Annotated in this window: 15 protein-coding genes; 12 read left to right on the top strand and 3 right to left on the bottom strand. The window is 40.8% G+C overall.

Going from position 1 to position 20473, the window contains the following annotated elements; translation table 11 throughout:
• Positions 1-68: 68 nt before the first annotated feature.
• Together C727_RS0106845 and C727_RS0106840 are read left to right on the top strand one after the other, a co-directional pair.
• Complete coding sequence (locus C727_RS0106845; protein WP_017444886.1) at positions 69-4088, top strand: Ig-like domain-containing protein; 4020 nt, start codon at positions 69-71, stop codon at positions 4086-4088.
• Positions 4085-4921: an HDOD domain-containing protein gene (locus C727_RS0106840; RefSeq protein WP_017444885.1), complete on the top strand. Its 837-nt coding sequence runs from the start codon at positions 4085-4087 to the stop codon at positions 4919-4921. Before C727_RS0106845 ends, C727_RS0106840 begins: the two co-directional genes overlap by 4 nt.
• A 43-nt stretch (positions 4922-4964) precedes the next feature.
• On the opposite strand, the gene argJ is transcribed toward C727_RS0106840, so the two are convergent.
• A complete protein-coding gene (argJ, locus tag C727_RS0106835) occupies positions 4965-6206 on the bottom strand; it encodes a bifunctional glutamate N-acetyltransferase/amino-acid acetyltransferase ArgJ (protein WP_017444884.1) in 1242 nt (413 codons plus the stop codon).
• Positions 6207-6383: 177 nt separating this feature from the next.
• Between argJ and C727_RS0106830 the strand changes: the two genes are divergently transcribed.
• Positions 6384-6758, top strand: coding sequence for a cytochrome b562 (locus C727_RS0106830; RefSeq protein ID WP_017444883.1), 375 nt, complete (start codon positions 6384-6386; stop codon positions 6756-6758).
• Between the two features lie 58 nt (positions 6759-6816).
• Here the strand turns inward: C727_RS0106830 and C727_RS0106825 are convergent, their stop codons facing one another.
• The gene (locus C727_RS0106825) at positions 6817-8043 is read right to left on the bottom strand and encodes an aspartate aminotransferase family protein (protein WP_017444882.1); all 1227 of its coding nucleotides are present in this window, start codon (positions 8041-8043) and stop codon (positions 6817-6819) included.
• Positions 8044-8228: 185 nt separating this feature from the next.
• Between C727_RS0106825 and mfd the strand changes: the two genes are divergently transcribed.
• From mfd to C727_RS0106805, 4 genes are all read left to right on the top strand, one after another.
• Positions 8229-11705, top strand: a complete 3477-nt coding sequence (gene mfd / locus C727_RS0106820; protein WP_017444881.1) for a transcription-repair coupling factor — start codon at positions 8229-8231, stop codon at positions 11703-11705.
• A 7-nt stretch (positions 11706-11712) separates the two neighbouring features.
• Positions 11713-12876 carry a CsiV family protein gene (locus tag C727_RS0106815; RefSeq protein ID WP_017444880.1) on the top strand — a complete coding sequence of 388 codons (1164 nt, stop codon included), beginning with the start codon at positions 11713-11715 and terminating at the stop codon, positions 12874-12876.
• A 148-nt stretch (positions 12877-13024) separates the two neighbouring features.
• Complete coding sequence (locus tag C727_RS0106810; protein ID WP_017444879.1) at positions 13025-13912, top strand: GGDEF domain-containing protein; 888 nt, start codon at positions 13025-13027, stop codon at positions 13910-13912.
• Between the two features lie 64 nt (positions 13913-13976).
• Positions 13977-14312 carry a hypothetical protein gene (locus C727_RS0106805; RefSeq protein ID WP_017444878.1) on the top strand — a complete coding sequence of 112 codons (336 nt, stop codon included), beginning with the start codon at positions 13977-13979 and terminating at the stop codon, positions 14310-14312.
• On the opposite strand, the gene syd is transcribed toward C727_RS0106805, so the two are convergent.
• Entirely contained in the window at positions 14284-14802 is a 519-nt protein-coding gene (syd, locus tag C727_RS0106800; RefSeq protein WP_017444877.1) for a SecY-interacting protein, read from the bottom strand. The two genes, C727_RS0106805 and syd, sit on opposite strands and share 29 nt — an antisense overlap.
• Before the next feature lie 39 nt (positions 14803-14841).
• Here syd and queF point away from each other — a divergent pair, with 39 nt between their 5' ends.
• The 5 genes from queF to C727_RS0106775 all read left to right on the top strand — a co-directional run.
• The gene (queF, locus tag C727_RS0106795) at positions 14842-15702 is read left to right on the top strand and encodes an NADPH-dependent 7-cyano-7-deazaguanine reductase QueF (protein ID WP_017444876.1); all 861 of its coding nucleotides are present in this window, start codon (positions 14842-14844) and stop codon (positions 15700-15702) included.
• A gap of 99 nt (positions 15703-15801) precedes the next feature.
• Positions 15802-17355 carry a GGDEF domain-containing protein gene (locus C727_RS0106790; RefSeq protein WP_017444875.1) on the top strand — a complete coding sequence of 518 codons (1554 nt, stop codon included), beginning with the start codon at positions 15802-15804 and terminating at the stop codon, positions 17353-17355.
• A gap of 27 nt (positions 17356-17382) precedes the next feature.
• The gene (ppnN, locus tag C727_RS0106785) at positions 17383-18741 is read left to right on the top strand and encodes a nucleotide 5'-monophosphate nucleosidase PpnN (protein WP_017444874.1); all 1359 of its coding nucleotides are present in this window, start codon (positions 17383-17385) and stop codon (positions 18739-18741) included.
• Positions 18742-18757: 16 nt separating this feature from the next.
• Entirely contained in the window at positions 18758-19459 is a 702-nt protein-coding gene (locus C727_RS0106780; protein WP_017444873.1) for an SDR family oxidoreductase, read from the top strand.
• Between the two features lie 30 nt (positions 19460-19489).
• The coding region (locus tag C727_RS0106775) for an isocitrate dehydrogenase (RefSeq protein ID WP_017444872.1) at positions 19490-20473 on the top strand (984 nt) is incomplete at its 3' end.

Here is a 20473-nt window from a genome sequence, read left to right as displayed (position 1 = left end):
TTAATAAACTCAGTTTATACTAAAGCCAATTAACAGAACTAAATAACAACCGTAGATGTGGTGGAATAATGGGTGTGGTTACACAGTTAAAAAAATTAACGCTTCTGCTTTCGCTAAGTAGTTTGCTCGTAAGTTGTGATAATCAATCTCCCACCGCGAGCCCAGACTTTAAGTCTACAGAGATTGATTTATCACAAACAACACCTACAACGTTGGCTAAACCGTCCCTTTTTGTTGATGGTCAACCACAAACCTATCAAATAATACCTCCAACATCGGGCAAACTCGCTACAGACATGGCTGACCTGCCCAATGATTTATCACTTGTGCAAACTCAATTAACGAGCGAGCTTAACCACTTAGAAGAGCGGATGAGTGGAAATTTTTTCGTTCAATTAAATACCCAGTTTATTGACATTGTGCCAGCGCGTTTATGGTTATCTTTTGCTGAAACCGAGGTTGCCATACTAATATGTGAACCCTGCACGATAAACGACTTAAATACAACGATAACCGGTATCAACCCACTATCTTTTGGATTAAAACAAGGACCCATTACTTTAGAGTTATGGCTACAGAGTGAAGCTGACATCAATAACCAGCAAATCGCACTGTTGACCTCTGCCTCAATTAACTGGCAAACGGTTAAAATTGAGCAATTAAATTACCAGCGCAGCCAAGGCATACAGTTGGATTGGCAAGCGCCTAATAATGCTTATCAGAGATTTAACGTCTATTGGCGTCAAGCCGGCAGTGAGCTTTGGTCACAAAAATTAGCGCTTTCGGAGACCCAATTTTTATTAACCGATGAATTTGCCGATTATGAAATTAAAGTAACCGGGATCAGTAGCCACGGTGAAGATGCCTTTTCAGATCTTCTATTTATTGGCAATCACCCTCCCAGCTTACAAACCGAAACCTTTTATGGTGACGAAGATAAACTTTTAACAGGCCAGCTTGCAGGGTATGCAACCGACCCAGAGCAACAGTCGGTACACTTTAATGAACAAACTTATCAGACTGCACACAATGGACAGCTAAAAGTCTTTAAAAATGGCGATTTTGAATATCAGCCAGCCGCAAATTTTAGCGGCGAAGATCAAGTGCAAATTAGTTTACATGATACCTATCAGGCCACAGCGAACGGCAGTTTAAAATTTATGATCGCTGCGCAAAATGATGCGCCTATTGCAAGCGATGATCAGTTCAATTTTGACAAGCATTTAAACTCGGAACTGGAGTTAACTTGGGCAGAACTGCTCGCAAATGATAGTGATCCGGATCTGGAACCATTAACTATCAGCCAAATCACCGTTTTAGGCACCCCGGATTTGAAAGCCGAGCTACTGCAAAGTTCTGTTTTGATCTCAGCCGACAAGCAATTAGCTACGGGTCAATATCAGCTCGAATACCAAGTTAAAGACCCACAAGGCGCGACAGACAATGCAATTATTACAATCAACTTTGCCCAAGCAGTTCCAGAGCTAACAGCCGTTAACGATGCTTTCAGCGGCAAAGAAGATACCGCCATCAATGGCCAACTAACCGAGAATGATATCATCGACGAAAGTTTGAGCTATTCGGTGAACCTGAAGCAGGGCCCTGTACACGGCGCTTTGATATTAAACGAGGACGGCAGCTTCCAGTACACTCCAAGTGCAAATTATTTTGGTTCCGATAGTTTTAGTTATTGGCTAATGGCAGATGATTTAAAAAGTAGTGCCACGGTTCAAATTGATCTCACTGCCGTCAATGATAGCCCGCTAGCGAAACCTGATTATTATACATTCACGGCAATAACTAACCATATAACGAGCGCTCAAGGTGTATTAATCAATGACTTGGATCCGGATGGTGACGAGTTAACTGTCTCTTTAGTGAATCCAGCCAAACTCGGCACTGTTACTTTGGATGCGGATGGTGCTTTCAGCTTCACCAGAAGCTACACAGAAAAAGGAAATGATAGTTTTGACTATAAGATAACAGACAAACAAGGGCTGTCTGCCAGCACAAGAGTTTATTTAACACTCTCGGCTATCAATAGTCCACCGTACAGCGAAACCACCGAATTAACCTTTTACCAATATGGCAACATAGATCTAAGTCAAATATTCAAAGACGATACCGATACCGACTTGCAAATAGAATTATTAGACAAACCAGCCAATGGTCTATTTAAGTTAGTGAATAATACGTTTAGTTATTACGCCAATACCGGTTTTAGTGGTCGTGACAGCGCAATATTTAAAGTCACTGATAAACAGGGTGCAAGCAGTGAAATAAAACTGGAGTTTGTTATTAAAACAAGCGATGAATTTAACACTACCGTCAAACTCGAAACCCTGTTGCCAACGCCAGCCAATGACTTGTTACATAATGCGAATATGCTTTATGTTACTGATGACTTGGGGATCCGGATACTAGATGCTTTTGACAGTTTTAGAACAAAAGCGGAATATAACAGTGCGGCCCCGATGGGTAAAATGATTTTGCAAGGCAATCACCTTTTTGTGTTAGAAAAACCAGCCAGGTTGAAAGCATTTAATGTAAAACAGCAAACGCTGAACTTAATTGATGAAATTCAACTGCAAGGTGAAATCACAGATTTTGTGCTCTCTGGCAGTCACCTGTTATTAAATAACAAATATGGTGGTTTGGATTTTGTTTTATTTGACGATAAAACAAAACGTTTTTACCCGATCGTTCGCGCGTTTAATAACCAAGTGTATACCAAGTTGGCAACCAATAACCGCTATCTGGCGTTGTATTCAGAATTAGGCATACAAATCGTGGGCAGCGAAAATGTAACCAACTTAGATCAAGCCGCCATATATCCAGCCTACGGCGTTAAAGATATGCTGATTGACGAGAATAATGTTTTGCATATTTTATCTGAGTTTTCCGGTTACCAAGCTGTTGCCATAGAACCCGCTTTAGCTGGCACTGCAACAAACGCTGATTTACCTTTAGGGTTCAACTTTAAAGTTATTTATGAAGACTATTCGCTGCAAGGCGAAAAAATATACGCTCAAACTGGGCAGCTCGTCATAGTTTCGGCAAATCAACCCCAGCAGTTAATTTTTAAACCTGCATCCGATTTAGCGAACACACAAACTTTAGATATTTCAAAACAAACTAAAGGTAAGATTTCCGCAATAAGTTTGGACGCAGATCAGCTATATTTATTGTCTTCGGACTCCTTGTTAATGGCACAATATCAGGTATTAATACCTTTGCCGAGCAACGCAAGTGATTTAGCAAATGTACAGTTAACTGACCCTGTCAATTTTAGTGTGACACAAAATAGTCCATTCAATGTCCGGATCAGCTATCAAGCTCAGGTCAGCAGCCAAAAACCTACTCATGTTGAGTTTTATCAAGGTGATACTTTCATTGGCCAAGATTCAACCGCACCCTATGAGATTATTGCTTACCCTCTCGCCGACCAGGCGCTAACTGCTGAGTTAGTATCGGTAGATGGAGAAAAACATATCATCAATTTTTCCGCCAATGCATTAGATGATTCTGATGGTGACGGCGTTTCCGATTTATACGAAATTAGCCAGTTGCAGAGTTCGACCAGTAGTACAGACTCTGACGCAGATGGTTTATCCGATCGCGAAGAAGCCATTTTATTCACAGATGCAACACTTGCAGATACCGATAATGATGGCATCAGTGATTTAGACGAATATCAAGCCGGTACTGCGCCTCGCCATGGTGATACTATGGCTCCTTCAATTATTTCAAGTTGGCCCGAAAACGGCCAGCAAAAAGTCTGTGTTCAAAATAATATACAATTTAGTTTTAACGAGGAAATTGACCGCAGGTATTTGTCAAATAAAGAGTTTTATTTAATTACACAAAAAAGCGATAAACAAAGGGTAAGACTAGAGATTGAATCTTACGGCAAAAGCATATATTTTTATCCTCAAACTGTGTTAATGGACGATGCAAATTACAGATTGGAAGTGACTAATATTTACGATCTGCAGGGTAATTTAGCACCCCCTGTACAGATTCAGTTTACGACCGCCAGTGACTGTAGTTCAAGTAACCCAATAACACTGGTAGAGGAAACAAAATGACCATTAACGATTATCTCAAAAAAGCCAGCTCTGCTTGTGCCTTACCGGACACTTGTGTGCGGATACAAGAAATGATGGATGATGAAAAATCCACCATAGATGAAATATCAGAGGTTTTGGCTTACGACCCTATGGTCACAGGCCACATGCTTAAATTGGCTAACAGCGCTTTATACAACCTCTCATTTTCAGTAGATACTGTCCCTAAAGCTGTCAATGTATTAGGGATGGACGCCGTTTATAGTTTATTACTAGCCAGTAGCACCGCCGAAACTTTGCGCTCGTTGGATACTTCTGCCATCGACATTGATCGCCACTGGCGCTGCAGCATTTATGCAGGACTTATTTTTAAATATTTGGCAAAAAAAACCCGCCAAAAAAATGGCGAGGGCTTATTCGTCTGCGGATTATTGCATAATATAGGTGAGCTAGTTGTTGCTCAAGTAAGCCCTGATAAAGCGATCGCCTGCGATCAATTAGAAGAAAATGTTTTACCTTACGAGCGTCAACTTGAAGTTTTAGGTTTTACTTATGCTGACCTAACGGCCGCACTATTTAGACATTGGCAATTACCGTCGTATATGACACAACTGGTCGCAAGTCAGCACAGGCCCGGTGACAGCCAATTGCAAAAATTAATGTTTATATCATGCCGTTTATCTTTATTAAATGGCTACGCCCATTTATATACAGCAGATGAATTGGCCCCAATGCAAACGGTTCAAGAAGCCCGTATACAAGCCGACGATATAGATGATGCTAGAGATTGGGCCAGCATAGGCGCATTTAGCATTTTTAATATTGTGTGCCCACCGGAAATGGGGATTTATTAGCGCCCCATTTGCCGATGTTCTGATTCAACGAAATAAGCAAAACTTATGTTCGATAATCAGCGTTAATACGAACATACTCGTAACTTAAATCACAGCTCCAAACTGACGTTTGCACTTGGCCTCGATTTAATTCAACTCTGATCTTAATTTCGTCCTGATCCATTACGGCCTGGCCATCAGCTTCTTGGTAAGAGACAGCCCTGCCGCCATTTTCCGAGACCAATACATCGCCTAAATAAAGTTTTATTGCCTCCGTTTGTAAGTCGTCTAAACTGGAACACTCTCGTCCAGCGTAACCAATCGCCGCTAAAATACGGCCTAAATTGGGGTCAGAAGCAAAAAATGCCGTTTTTACCAGCGGGCTTTTGCTAATAGCAAAACCTACTGCTTTAGCTTCGGCTAGACTTTTTGCTCCATGAACCGAAACTTCAATAAATTTGCTAGCGCCTTCTCCATCACGCACTATGGCTTGTGCTAAAACTTGGGCGGCTGTTAGCAGTGTTTGATAAAAGCGCTCAAAACCAGCATCCGAGCGCGACTCAAAACGAACACCTGATTGGCCTGTCGCCATTATGATGAAAGAGTCATTGGTCGATGTATCCCCATCGACACTAATACAATTAAATGATCGGTCACCTATTTCTTTGGTTATTTCGTTTAATAACTCCGTTGAGAGTTCAGCATCGGTCGCTAAATAACTTAGCATGGTCGCCATATTGGGATGTATCATGCCTGAACCTTTAGATATACCTGTGATATTAACTGTTTGGCTGTCAAACTTGAGCTGAGTTGAATAAGCTTTGGCGGCAGTATCTGTTGTCATAATCCCGTATGCAGCAGCAAGCCAGTTAGCCTCATCTAACTGTTTGACTGCTTGTGGTAAACCGGCTAACAGCTTGTCCATTGGTAGATGTTCTAAAATAACACCAGTTGAAAAAGGTAATACTTGTTCAGCATCAATCTCTAATAATTCAGCGACCGCATGACAGGTTCGTATGGCGTCTTGCATGCCCTGTTCACCTGTCCCAGCGTTTGCGTTACCTGTATTTATTACTAGAGCACGCATATTTGATGTCGCGGCTAAATGCTGGCGGCATATGGTTACAGGCGCAGCACAAAAACGATTAAGTGTGAATATGCCAGCAACTTGGCTGCCAGCAGCGAGCTCCATAACAACAATATCTTTACGATTTGCTTTTTTAATGCCAGCTTCGGCCCAACCTAAGCGGACACCTTTAACCGGATGTAAGGTCAAACTTTCAATTGCAGGTAAATTAACAGGCATGTGTCTATCTCAAAAATAAAAGTTGGCAAATTTTAGCTGCTGTTTGACACCTATGTAAAATAAAATGTGATTTTTATATATTGATGCTTGACCCTGTACTTAAAAATCTGTGAAACTGAAGTCAACTAACAAAATTAACTCAATAACCATAAGTTATATCCACGAGAGAGGGAAATTATGAAATTAAAAATGTTATTTAGCGCTGCACTGATTGCTGCATTAGCTACTGCTTGTAGTGAACCAGATCCGTTACATCACGCAATGGAGGGCATGGGTGGTGCTTTTAAAGAATTGCGTAAAGCTGAAAGCATCGAAGATAAAAAGATGTTGCTGGCAGAGCTAGAGAAACATATCAATGTTGCTGCTCAGCAAAAGGTTGCCCCTGAAGATCAAGAAAACTTCGATAAAGGTATGGAAAAACTGAAAGTTGCAATCACAGCAATTAAACTACAGTTATCACAAGGTAATGTGGATAATATCAAACCTCAGTTAAAAGAGCTGGGCCAGATACGTAAAGAATATCATGAACTGTTAGGCGTTAGTAAAGATTAAGCCCTACAGTTAAACAAGCTGGTTAGCGAGCCGCTTAACCAGCTTTACCTATGGTTAATCAAACTTTATCAGCGGCTAATACTCTTGCCACTGCTTTTTCAAAGCGTTTCATACCTTCAGCAATATCCTGTGATTCCACTATCAACGAAGGCGCAAAGCGCACCACATTCGCGCCAGCAACTAAACACATTAATCCCTGCTCACCGGCTGCCATAACAAACTCTCGTGCCTGCCCTTGATATTTTTCTTTAAGCACAGCCCCTAATAACAATCCTGCACCCCTTATTTCGGAAAATACTTGGTGTTTTTGGTTGATTTCGTCCAGCGCTTGACGAAATTCTAACTCGCGCGTTTTAACACCCGCTAAAACATCTGCTTGGTTAACGATATCAAATGCCGCTTCGGCAACCGCACAAGCAAGTGGATTACCACCGTATGTAGTGCCATGACTACCAAATTTTAAATACTTCCCGACCTCGTCTGAGGTTAAAATAGCGCCGATTGGAAACCCACCACCTAACGATTTTGCCGTTGATAAAATATCAGGTGTTACCCCTAAGCCTTGGTACATATAGAGATCACCAGTACGGCCAAACCCTGTTTGCACCTCGTCAAATATTAACAAGGCTTGATGTTTTTTACATAAAGCTTGCACGCCCTCTAAAAACGCTTTTTCAGCGGGTAACACTCCACCCTCGCCTAACATGGGCTCTAAAATCACTGCACAGGTTTTATCCGAAATAAGGGCTGCTAACGAAGCTAAATCATTGTACTCTGCATGCTCAATGCCGCTTGGTTTTGGACCAAAACCATCAGAGTATGCAGGCTGACCGCCAGCGGTAACCGTAAAAAAAGTACGTCCATGAAAGGATTTTTTAAATGCAATAATTTGATCTTTATCCGCCGAAAACTTTTCAAACGCATAGCGGCGTGCAAGTTTCAGTGCGGCTTCATTCGCCTCGGCGCCTGAATTACAGAAAAAAACTTTATCGGCAAATGTTGCCTCCACCAGCTTTTTAGCTAAACGCAGTGCGGGTTCATTCGTCCATATGTTACTTACATGCCAAAGGCGCTCGCTTTGTTCTCTTAACGCTTTATTCAGCGCTGGATGACAATGACCTAAACAGTTCACAGCAATACCACCAGCAAAGTCGATATATTCGCGCCCATGCTGATCCCAAACACGTGAGCCATCGCCACGTACAGGAATCTCTGCCAATGGGGCATAATTAGGTAACATGACTTCATCAAAAGTCTCTCGATTTACTTCATATATATCAGACATAAATGCCTATCTCCTTTGCTATTAGGGAAAACCATGAGTGAGTAATATAAACCATAAGCTGCCCTCGCAAAACTGTATTTTGATCCCTGAGCTGACTCTTTCGCTAGCGCAGTTAAAACCTAGACTTGGGTTTCACTAAAAACTTGATTAAACTTGCGAATACTATTTAACAATTAGATCTGTGCATGAAATTAACTAGCATTCTTGAACCACAACCGACGTTAAAATCAGGCCAATTAAGCAATTGGCAAAATTTTCCTGGCAGCAGTTTGGCTGTTGCAATCAGCGAGTTGAGTTTAACCGCAGATGCACCTATTTTGGTGGTTGAAAAAGATACCGCTAGCGCGTTACGTTTGGCTGCAGAAATTAATAGCTTATTAAAACCTCACCAGCTAAACGCGCATTATTTTCCTGATTGGGAAACACTCCCTTACGACAACTTTTCGCCCCATCAAGATATTATTTCACAACGCCTGCAAGCTCTACATAAACTGACTCAAAAAAAAGGTATTTTTATTGTATCGGCCAATACGCTTATGATGCGCATGGCACCCGTTGATTTTATTAATCAGCACAGTTTATTGTTAAATCAAGGCGACTCAATTGCGCTGGAAAAAATGCGCGAACGCCTTGTTCAAGCCGGCTACCGCTTAGTTGATCAAGTGATGGAGCATGGTGAATTTAGTGTTCGAGGTAGTTTATTAGATTTATATCCTATGGGTAGTCAACAACCATATCGAATAGATTTATTCGATGACGAAATTGATTCAATTAGGACATTTGACCCAGATACCCAACGCAGTTCAGCACCTATCACAGCAATCAATCTATTACCAGCCCACGAATTTCCAACGGATAATGCTGGTATTGAAACCTTTCGAGTGAATTGGCGTGCTAAGTTTGAACCTAGCACAGATAAAGACTCTATATATTATCAGGTCAGTAAAAAAATTATGCCCGCAGGCATAGAATATTACCAACCGCTATTTTTTACGAAGACGTCCAGCTTATTTGATTATTTGCCAGCGAACTGCCAAATCTTGTTTAACCATCAATTGCATGATTCAGTCGAACGTTTTATTGACGATGTGCGCAAACGATACGAAAGCCGACGCTATGATAAACAGCGCCCTATCCTGCCAGTACATGATTTATTTTTACGTGTAGAAGAAGCTTTTGCAGAGTTAAAAAAATTTGCCCGCATAGAGCTTAACATAACTACTTCGAACGAAAACACCAACCACGGGGTTAAATTTGCCTGTCAAGCGATACCAGACATTGCGGTTCAAGCACAACTTTCGACCCCCTATAAAAAGCTGCAAGATTTTTTAAAATCCGCGGATTCAGTGATTTTTAGTTGCGAGTCACAAGGTCGCCGAGAAAGTGTGATTGAGCTATTAAAACAAGCCAAGATCAAAGTGACAGCCAGCCCAGATCTATTATCTTTTTTACGTAAGCCCACCAGCAAGCCAGCGATAACGGTCAGTGAACTAGAGCATAGTTTTGTATGCCGCAGCCACGACAAAACGATTGCAGTCATATGTGAAGCGGAATTATTAGGCCAACAAATTAGTCAAAGACGCAGGCGTTCGAGCAGTCGCAGTCAAAGTGCCTCAAGCGAATCCGTGATAAAGAACCTCGCGGAGTTAAAAGAGAATCAACCTGTAGTTCATATAGATCATGGTGTTGGGCGCTACATCGGATTGCAAAGCTTAGATGCCGGTGGCCTTAAAACCGAATTTGTCACCATAGCATATGCTGATTCTAAACTATATGTACCTGTTGCCTCATTGCATTTAATTTCTCGCTACTCTGGTGGTGATGCCGAACATGCACCTTTACATAAACTCAGCAGTGATAGTTGGGATAAAGCAAAACGCAAAGCTTTAGAAAAAGTTCGTGATGTGGCAGCAGACCTGTTGGATGTTTATGCGCGTCGCAGTGCAAAACCCGGTTTTAAATTTTCCTTAGATAAAAAAGACTACCAGCAATTTTGTGCCGGCTTTCCTTTTGAAGAAACTCAGGATCAAAAAGACGCCATTACCAATGTGATTGCTGATATGCAATCGGATAACGCTATGGACAGATTAGTATGTGGTGATGTGGGTTTTGGTAAAACAGAAGTCGCCATGCGGGCAGCTTTTATTGCGATTAACTCAGGCAAACAGGTGGCTGTATTGGTTCCCACCACTCTGCTTGCTCAACAACATTTTGAAAACTTTAAAGACAGGTTTGCCGATTGGCCTGTTCGAGTCGAAGTTCTGTCTCGTTTTAATAGCAGCAAGCAAGAAAACAAGGTTTTAGAAGCACTCGCGGCCGGACAAGTGGACTTAGTCATTGGCACCCACAAACTCTTATCAAAAAACATCAAATTTAACGACCTCGGTCTTCTGATTGTAGACGAAGAGCATAGATTTGGTGTTAAACAAAAAGAGCTTATTAAATCACGTCGTGCCGATGTTGATATTTTAACCCTCACAGCAACGCCGATACCGCGTACTTTAAATATGGCTATGAGCGGAATGAGAGATTTATCTATTATTGCGACGCCACCGAAAAAGCGATTGGCGGTTAAAACTTTTGTCCGTCAAAAAGATGATGAATTAATCAAAGAAGCTGTTACTCGTGAGATCATGCGGGGTGGCCAAGTTTATTTTTTACATAACTCGGTTGAAACCATAGATAAAACGGCAGCGGAAATTCAGGCGATAGTGCCAGAAGCCAATGTTATTGTTGCCCATGGACAAATGCGAGAGCGAGAACTGGAACGTGTGATGGGCGATTTTTATCATCAAAGATTTAACGTGCTTGTTTGCACCACAATTATAGAAACAGGTATTGATGTACCAAGCGCAAATACTATCATTATAGACAGGGCTGATAATTTTGGTCTGGCTCAGCTCCACCAGTTACGTGGCCGAGTTGGACGCTCCCATCACCAAGCATATGCTTATTTAATGACACCACACCCTAAACGCATGACTAAAGATGCCGTAAAACGATTAGACGCTATTGCTCAGTTAGAAGATTTAGGTGCAGGTTTTACGCTGGCTACTCACGATCTGGAGATAAGGGGGGCCGGTGAATTGTTGGGCGAAGATCAAAGTGGACAAATTAGCTCAATCGGCTTTAGTTTATATATGGAAATGCTCGAGCAAGCAGTTGAGTCATTAAAACAAGGAAAAGAACCATCTTTAGATAGTATGTTACAGAAACAAACGGATATTGAGCTGAGAGCTCCAGCCCTATTTCCAGACGATTATATATTTGATGTAAATACCCGTTTATCTCTCTACAAAAAATTAGCGAGTTGCAAAAATGAAAATGAGCTGGATGATTTTCAAGTGGAATTGATAGACCGTTTTGGTTTATTGCCAGATGCTGCAAAAAATTTAATAAAAATAGCATCACTTAAGCTAAAAGCCGCTAGACTCGGAATTAATAAAATCGAAGCTGGTCCAAAAGGTGGGTATATAGAATTTTCGCCAGCAACTAAAGTTGATCCCGCTTTTATTATCGGTTTGATTCAGAGTCAACCTAGGGTCTACAGCATGGGTGGTGCTGATAAACTAAGGTTTAACCTGTCAGTGGAAGATACCAGAGAGCGTTTCAAACTGGTAGAATCTATGATCAGCCAATTTGAACAAAAACAGTCCGCTTAGGATCATTATGAAAAAAACTTTGCAAGCTTTTGTAACTGTTATACTTTTATCTCTGTCTGCTGAGGTGATCAGCGATCAGCGCTGGTTCGAAATAGAATTGCTTATATTCAAACACACAGCCCAACAAGAAGCTCAGCAAGAGCTTTTTGCTGTCACGGCCAGCGACTTCACCAAACAAGCTTTTAATGATCTTATTACACCAGCCATTGTTTTAGATCCGGCGCAGACCCGAAAGCTCTTGCCCGCTTGCAATACAAACAGCGAATCAGAAAACGACTTTTATTGGCAATCTATTTTATTTTATAGCGACCAACCTGCGTGGAGTTATGCAACTTTTTGCCAGATGCCAGAACCAAGTATGTTTAATCCTGAACGTGAAAACTGGCTGGCATTAGAGCAATCGATTTTTATAGATAAAATACCCACCCATCCATATCAAAAAGGTTTAGTTTTAGAAAATGGTGCCTATTTACTAGATCCAGAACATTTAGAACTAAAAGATATGTATGCCAAACTACGCTGGCGAAAAGATATGCAACCCCTGTTACACATTGCGTGGCGTCAGCCGATTGGTGCCGAAAAAGCGGAGTTACCTTGGCGGATATTGGCAGGTAGAAACTACCAGCGCTTATATACACCCGCAGGCCAACCGATAAAAAATGATAATAAAATGCAAGCTTCAAGCGTTATTGATAATAATGCCGAAACACTGACTGCTGAATCAGAACATGAAAAAATGATGCAACAAGTCACACAATTAACGCAACAAATTACGCAGGGCGAAATTGATTTATCGGCGGCAATAAAAAACCAAAACTTACGTGAACGCCAAACAGATCATAAAACCAGTGAAACATCAGCAGATGTTTGGCTGCTAGATGGACTTTTTAAAATTTATCTTGAGCACTATTTATATATTCAAAGTGAATTTCAAATTCGAAAGCCTGGCCCTCATCCAGAATACTTAGCGACTCAAACACAACTCAACCAACGAGATTCAATTGCTGGTTTAACTCACGAGCAAACTTTTTTATACCCATATAAATTTAAACAAAATAGACGTATCCGTTCGACCGAGATCCATTATTTTGATCACCCTGATATGGGTATTATTTTGCAGGTTAGACGTTTTGATCCTCTGCGTGCAGAAGCTCAAGGGACAGATGAGTAAAAACTTTGACGCTGCTCTTTAGAATTGCCTCAATGGCTGTCAATAGTTCAGCGTTAATGTCCTAAATTTATGACTTATAAGATAAAAAACATCATGGCACAAAAATAGCTAGGGATACTCTATATGAGTATTTTATTGTTGGGTTGCCATGGATATCTTAAACACACATACTTTATCGTCGGATATTTTTAGCCGATTAAAAAAGCACTTTTTTTTAAAGCGCACTGAGCCTGCCGACTATCAGTACCTAAGTGATCGTCTCCATAGCACTCTTGACATTAATCAAGTACTGGCTTTTTATATTAACGAAGTCCAGTATCGTTTACCGATAACAGGAGTGCGCTTTTTGCATCCCGAGGTAACGCTTAATACAAGTAACTTTGTCGACGATGAAAAAACACTTAGCTTGCCGTTAGACAGCCAGCATTCTTCTGTTGCTCAATTAAGCTACAGTTGCTCGCAATCTTTAACTGCAAGTCAAACGGCGACTTTGTTGGCCCTTCAGAAAAAATTGTATCAACCTATATTGAACTCAGTAAAAGTATACAAGTTAGAAAAAAACAACCGCACCGACTACCTCACTGGATTAGGCAATAGAGCATTTTTTGATGAGCAGTTGACACGCATGATAGAACAGAGTCGGCGCCATCAAAGTAGCTTCGCCGTCATGCTTTTTGATTTAGACAACTTTAAATTTGCAAATGATCAATATGGGCATGCAGTTGGTGATCAGGTACTGAAAAATTTCGCAGAAATTTTAGGTCATGCGACTCGCAAGACAGATTTTTTATTTCGCTTTGGCGGGGATGAGTTTGCTATCTTAATAGACCAGGAAAATTTAAAAACCACAGAAATTATTGCTCAGCGAATCCACTCTTACATCAGGCAATCTGAGCGATTAAAAGCCGCAAATATTTCAGTGTCGATAGGCTGTGCTAAGTGGCAACAAGACACTTCAGAAGAAATATTTAGGCGCGTTGATAATGCTTTATATGCGGCAAAATTTGCTGGAAAAAACCAAATAAAAGTCGCATGACCTATTGACAGACATCGCAGTTTGCTTAATATTTTGCCACCTTTTTTCAGCTAAGAATGATTTGATGTCAAAACAAGAACAAGCCATTCAACATGTCTTGCATCATTTGTGTGAGTTACATCATGAAGGCAAAACTATTTCAATTGCTAATGTAAAACATCGCATGGAGATTGTTCCACCATTACCTGCATTAACCCGAGCGGTGAGTGCCTTTAAAGCTGAGCCAGACAAGTATTATCAAAGCTGGCTCAAACATGAAGCAAATAAATCCCAAACAGAACCCAAACAATCACCCCCAAACGCAAAAAATGAAAAAACACTTGAGCAAAGGGTCGCTAAATTAGAAACTCGCATTGGTGAGTTAGAAGCAATTATTCAGCGCTTGGCGTTAAACGATTAATAAACTCGGGCAAAGAATCAGCCAAAACGACGACAGGTTCTTTGCCCACAGGCTCAAGGACAACTTCGCCACTTGTATTTTTAACAGAAATTAAAAAATTATCATCTGATGTACTGGCAATAAAAATTGTTGCCGTCTGTTTCAGCCGCTTTTTCATCATTAGATGGCCAATGATATTTTCCTGCAAAATCTCAAAATCCTCGTCATTCCAAACTTGCAGTAAAGTGAGTTGATGTTCTTTAAACGAAGCATCTAATGACGGGGCATAACATGAAGTGTAAAATTGTTTTACTGTGTCATTTAACGTTAGTGCTAACGCTGTTTCTATATTTGACAGATCTGCATCCCGCCACACAGGCTGCCATGTGCCTTTATCTAAATCGATTAAACAAGGGCTCAACCAGTCCGGATCAATGTCTATTTGGCGTTGATTTGTTTGCCGAGCGCGGTTGAAAAATTCTTTTAAAGCGTCTTTTATTGTTTCTTGCATGTTGTAGAATAACCTTTTAAACCAAGAGAATTTAAGTGTATGACGTCAGCCAAACAATCAGATGTTCTGTTGAGCCAGTTAAAGCTAGGTCAGGCAACCGAGTATAATGACCAATATGACGCAAGTCTATTGCAGTCAGTGCCAAGAAGTTTAATGCGAGATACTCTATCACTTTCGGATGATGCATTTGTTGGCCACGACATTTGGACCGCCTTTGAACTCTCTTGGTTGACAAAAAAAGGCAAACCTCAGGTGGCAATTGCTGAATTTTATTTTGCAGTAAATTCGCCCAATTTAGTGGAGTCTAAGTCGTTTAAACTATATTTGAATAGCTTTAATCAAACCAAACTGGCTAACCAGGATGAATTACAAAAGATCATGCAGCGAGACTTGAAAAAAGCCAGTGGTGGCGAGGTCTCTGTTATTTTGTACTCATTAGCTGAGTTTGGCAAACGCCCTCTGTCCGCGTTAGCTGGCACTTGTATTGATGATTTAGACATCAATGTAAGCGAATACAATTATGCCCCCGAGCTGCTAAAACACCAAGCTGATATACATGACGACGAGCTAGTGGAAGAAACGCTAAGCTCTGATTTATTAAAATCAAACTGCTTAGTGACAGGACAACCAGATTGGGCAAGTGTGCAAATATATTACCAAGGCAAAGCGATTGATCACGCTGCGTTATTACGTTATTTAATTAGTTTTCGTGGCCATAATGAATTCCACGAACATTGTGTTGAGCGAATATACTGTGATATTAAAAGTCGCTTAAAACCGCAAAAGCTTCGGGTTTATGCTCGTTTTACCCGCCGTGGTGGGCTAGACATAAACCCAATCAGGGCCTCCCATCAAGCACTCATTAGTGAAAGATTAACAGAGCGCACGCCAAGACAATAAATTTTAAAAACTTAGTAATAAAAACAGTTAATTGGCACAATGTACGCTATTATAGATAACATCTAACATAAATTTGATGGCTGATTTTAGAGGTTGAGTGTGTCTGAGCAAGCAATAGAAGCGCTTAAAAAAAAGTTATTTGTCTCGGTGCAAGCTAGACAAAATTTGGAAAAAACATATCAAAACCAATTTAATCTGCTATCAAGGTTTATTATTCGCCTAAGTCATTTGTGTACAGGCATAGACACTGAGTTAGATAACCGATTGGCGCGCTTGCGGGCATTATTAGTTGATAATTCAGATCTTGAAAAGATCCTCCCGTTAATAAAAGAGATAGAAAACTTACTTAATCAGCAATCAGCTCGCCTGAATCAAAACTTAAAAAATACTCAAGATACCTTACTCAATGCCAGTAAACAATTACAGCAAGCTCGCAATCTGCCGGCCGAACTTCGGCGCGATCTTCGTTCCTTTATTCAGGAATTGTCAGATGCCAGCCCGTCTGTACGATATTTTGTCCCAGCTTTAGAGCGATTAGTGGCTTTATACAGTGTTGCGCTCGCTGACAATACTAAAATCAAAGACGGTGCCACACCAATGCAAAATAATGGAGATACCTGTGCACTTGTCTGTCAAGAACTTGAAACCATTTTGAGCCATCTTGATTTACCTGAAAAAACCAGCCAAAAGATAAAAAGTATTCAGCAGGATCTGATTTCACAAAATGACAGTCAGAGTCTTGTCACTAGCTGCATTGAAGTGATTCGTATAATTGTTGAAGGAATAGGTGAAGAACGCACCTCTGCTGAAAAGTTTTTATTCAATTTAAATGACGCGCTTTCTACTGTGCACACCGCCATAAGTTGCTCACTTGAAAATCACCAACGTACGTCCAACGAACGCGAGCAACTAAATAAAAAAATGCACAATAATCTAGATCAAATGAATGCAGATATAACGTCCGCTCAATCACTTTCAAATCTAAAAAGCCAAATTAATGCTCGCATCAATGAGTTGGTTAATGTACTCAATGAAAAAGAAATATTAGAGCGCTTAGAGCATAAATTTTTGGCTGATCAGCTCATTTCACTAGATTCACGAATCGAGGAATTAGAAAAAGAGAGCCAAGTTTTTCAACAAAGATTAGCTGAGCAAAAATACAAATCTTTGCAAGATGCATTGACCCAGTTGCCTAACCGGGCGTCATTAGACGCAAGGCTTGATTTAGAATATAAACGCTGGGTTCGTTACAGTCATCATTTATGCATAGCCATGTTAGATATAGATCACTTTAAGCAGGTAAACGATCAATATGGCCATTCAATCGGTGATAAAGTGCTGACTGTAATTGCAAAAACTTTGGCTAAGCTGTTAAGAGATACAGACTTTGTCGCCCGTTATGGTGGTGAAGAGTTTGTTTTAATATTTCCTGAAAGTCAGATAGCTGAGATTGAACGTAGACTGAATCACATTCGAGTAAAAATAAGCCAGATCCCATTCAAAATTAAAAACGAGCAACTGACAGTGACAGTTTCAGCTGGCATTACCCAGTTTAAAGCAGTTGATGACGTAAAAACCGCTTTTGATCGAGCTGATGCTGCGCTCTATCAAGCAAAAAAGCAGGGGCGAAATCAAGTTATTGCCAAAACCTAACCCCTTGCAAATAAAAAGGAGCCTAACATGATCGTTGAAGTTAACCCGCTTGGCAGTATGGACCTGTTATCCCAATTAGAAGTCGACAAATTAAAACAATCTTCGACCAGTCCACTTTATCGCTTGTATCGCAATTGCACGTTAGCCGTTTTAAATGTTGGCAGTCATACCGACAGTAGTGCTGAAATATATAACCAGTACCGTGACTTTGAAGTTGATGTAATCCGTCGTGAGCGTGGTGTTAAACTGCGCTTAATCAATCCGCCATGTCATGCATTAGTTGACGGTGAGCTTATTCGAGGTATTCAAGAGCTTTTATTTGATGTTTTACGCGATATTTTATTCACTGGTGTGCGACTTGAAACTCAGTGCAAAATCGACTTAGATGATCCGAGTCATATCACCAACTATGTGTTTGATATATTGCGCAACGCGGGCGCTCTCCACACCCGTAAAGATCCCAATATGATTGTTTGTTGGGGGGGGCACTCCATTCGTGAGCACGAATATCAATACACCAAGGATGTCGGTTATCAAATGGGTTTACGCGGTCTCAACATCTGCACAGGCTGTGGCCCAGGCGCGATGAAAGGTCCAATGAAAGGCGCTACGATTGGCCATTTAAAACAGCGCAGTGACGCACCACGCTATTTAGGATTAACCGAACCATCAATTATTGCAGCAGAGCCACCTAACCCGATTGTAAACGAATTAGTGATTTTGCCCGATATTGAAAAACGTTTAGAAGCCTTTTTACGAGTTGCTCATGGTGTTGTGATCTTCCCAGGTGGGCCTGGTACTGCCGAAGAACTTTTATACCTGCTAGGTATTATGCTGCATCCAGATAACCAGACTCAATGCCTGCCTATTGTTTTAACAGGCCCGAGCGAAAGTGCTCCTTACTTTGATGAATTGGATAAATTTGTCCGTGCCACCTTAGGTGATGAAGCGGCGAACTTATATAAAATTATCATTGATGAGCCGGCTGCAGTCGCTCACCACATAAAATCATATATGGGCGAAGTTAAAAATTGTCGCAGGAATACTGGCGATGCCTATCACTTTAACTGGTCACTAAAAATCCCGCATGATTTTCAAAAGCCGTTTGAGACTACTCATAAAAATATCGCTGAGCTTGATTTAAGTTTGCATCAAGAGACTCGGAGTCTAGCAGCAAATTTACGCCGAGCTTTTTCAGCTATCGTGGCTGGTAATGTTAAAGAACAAGGTATTAACGAAATTAAAAAACATGGGCCGTTCGAAATATACGGAGATGCAAGCTTGATGCAAATGATAGACAATTTGCTGAGTGCATTTGTAGAACAAGGCCGAATGAAATTACCCGGCTCTGTATACACACCTTGTTATATAATTAAAGAAAAATAAATTGTGGAATAAGCAGATGAAAACAATTTTTATTAGCGGTGCTAACCGAGGGATAGGTTTAGAATTTACCAAACAATACTTATCCGAAGGTGCCTTTGTTATCGCTTGTGCCCGAAATCCCTTGCAAGCGACCGAATTACAAGCTTTATTAACTAAGTATCCTCAGAAGCTGCAACTCATTTCGCTAGATATCAGTGACGAAATGCAAATCATTGGCTTAAAAAGTTTATTAAAAGACACGGCTATCGACATCGTTATTTGCAACGCCGGATATTATGGTCCCAAAGATGAGCGCAGTCAGTTTGCTTCATTAGACGCGGTAGAATGGCAAAAAACATTGACCATAAATTGTATTGCACAGCTAAAACTGCTAGAGATATTAACAAACAATTTGATGTTAGGAAAAGATAAAAAAATTGCTGTTTTGAGCAGTAAAATGGGCAGTTTGGATGATAATACTTCCGGTGGCTCTTATATCTACCGTTCTAGTAAAGCAGCACTAAACGCAGCCTGCAAGAGCCTAAGCATTGACCTTAAACCTGATGGTATCAAAGTGGTTATATTACATCCTGGTTGGGTTCAAACGGACATGGGTGGTCCAAATGCACTTATCACTACGAATCAGTCAGTCTCTGGGATGAAAAAAATTATTCAGAACTTGTCATTAAAAAATAGTGGTCAATTTTTAAGTTATGACAATCAACCGATAAATTGGTAAACACCACATTAATCTGTTTAAGGTGACTTAATGGCACAACAACATATAACCGTGATCCCTGGCGATGGCATAGGCCCCAGCGTAATCGAATCCGTTATACAAGTTTTAACTAAATTAAACTGTGGTTTTGAATTTGATTATGCCGATGCCGGGCAAACAGCGTTTAAAAAGACGGGCAATATTTTGCCTCAACGTACGTTAGATCTAATTGAAAAAAATCGCGTTGTTATCAAAGGTCCACTGGCTACCCCTGTTGGTTGTGGCCATACATCAATTAACGTAACGCTCCGAAAACACTTTAAACTTTATGCTAACCAGAGGCCTGCGATTTCGTTTCCAGGCACTCGCTCACGTTTTCAAAATATTGATATAGTGACCATCCGAGAAAATACTGAAGGTTTGTATTCTGGCATTAACCAATTTATTTCAGACGATGGTGAAACCGCACAAGTGACCAGTCAAATTACCCGTGCAGGCTGTGAAAAAATCGTGCGATTTGCGTTTGAATTTGCACGCAAAGAAAATCGTAAGCGGGTAACAATAGTTCATAAAGCCAATATCCTAAAATCCACTTCTGGTCTATTTTTAAAAACAGCTCAGGCAGTGGCTGCTGAATATCCAGATATTCAAAGCAACGAGCTAATTATTGATCATACCTGTATGCACCTTGTCATGCAGCCTGAAATTTTTGATGTGATTGTCACAACGAATTTATTTGGCGACATTATCTCAGATCTTTGCGCTGGTTTAGTCGGCGGATTAGGGCTTGCATCAGGTGCAAACTTAGGTAACGACTGCGCAATATTTGAAACTCTACACGGTAGCGCCCCTGACTTAACAGGTAAAGATCTCGCCAATCCAACCTCAGCCATGCTGGCCGGGGCACAAATGTTAGATTATTTGGGCTTAAAAGATAAATCAGCTCGCTTACGTAACGCCATCCGTGAAACCCTTAAAAAAGGAGATTCACTAACTCGAGATCTCGGCGGTGTATCTGGCACCAAAGACTTTACC

This window comes from Gayadomonas joobiniege G7, assembly GCF_000300815.1.
Classification (GTDB): domain Bacteria; phylum Pseudomonadota; class Gammaproteobacteria; order Enterobacterales; family Alteromonadaceae; genus Catenovulum; species Catenovulum joobiniege.
The sequence above is the reverse complement of the archived record's forward strand: the minus strand, read 5'-3'. Positions and strand labels throughout refer to the sequence as shown.

Coding starts and splice junctions, on each gene's coding strand:
- C727_RS0106845 (WP_017444886.1), top strand. CDS start 69: ATGGGTGTGGTTACACAGTTAAAAAAATTAACGCTTCTGCTTTCGCTA.
- C727_RS0106840 (WP_017444885.1), top strand. CDS start 4,085: ATGACCATTAACGATTATCTCAAAAAAGCCAGCTCTGCTTGTGCCTTA.
- argJ (WP_017444884.1), bottom strand. CDS start 6,206: ATGCCTGTTAATTTACCTGCAATTGAAAGTTTGACCTTACATCCGGTT.
- C727_RS0106830 (WP_017444883.1), top strand. CDS start 6,384: ATGAAATTAAAAATGTTATTTAGCGCTGCACTGATTGCTGCATTAGCT.
- C727_RS0106825 (WP_017444882.1), bottom strand. CDS start 8,043: ATGTCTGATATATATGAAGTAAATCGAGAGACTTTTGATGAAGTCATG.
- mfd (WP_017444881.1), top strand. CDS start 8,229: ATGAAATTAACTAGCATTCTTGAACCACAACCGACGTTAAAATCAGGC.
- C727_RS0106815 (WP_017444880.1), top strand. CDS start 11,713: ATGAAAAAAACTTTGCAAGCTTTTGTAACTGTTATACTTTTATCTCTG.
- C727_RS0106810 (WP_017444879.1), top strand. CDS start 13,025: ATGGATATCTTAAACACACATACTTTATCGTCGGATATTTTTAGCCGA.
- C727_RS0106805 (WP_017444878.1), top strand. CDS start 13,977: ATGTCAAAACAAGAACAAGCCATTCAACATGTCTTGCATCATTTGTGT.
- syd (WP_017444877.1), bottom strand. CDS start 14,802: ATGCAAGAAACAATAAAAGACGCTTTAAAAGAATTTTTCAACCGCGCT.
- queF (WP_017444876.1), top strand. CDS start 14,842: ATGACGTCAGCCAAACAATCAGATGTTCTGTTGAGCCAGTTAAAGCTA.
- ppnN (WP_017444874.1), top strand. CDS start 17,383: ATGATCGTTGAAGTTAACCCGCTTGGCAGTATGGACCTGTTATCCCAA.
- C727_RS0106780 (WP_017444873.1), top strand. CDS start 18,758: ATGAAAACAATTTTTATTAGCGGTGCTAACCGAGGGATAGGTTTAGAA.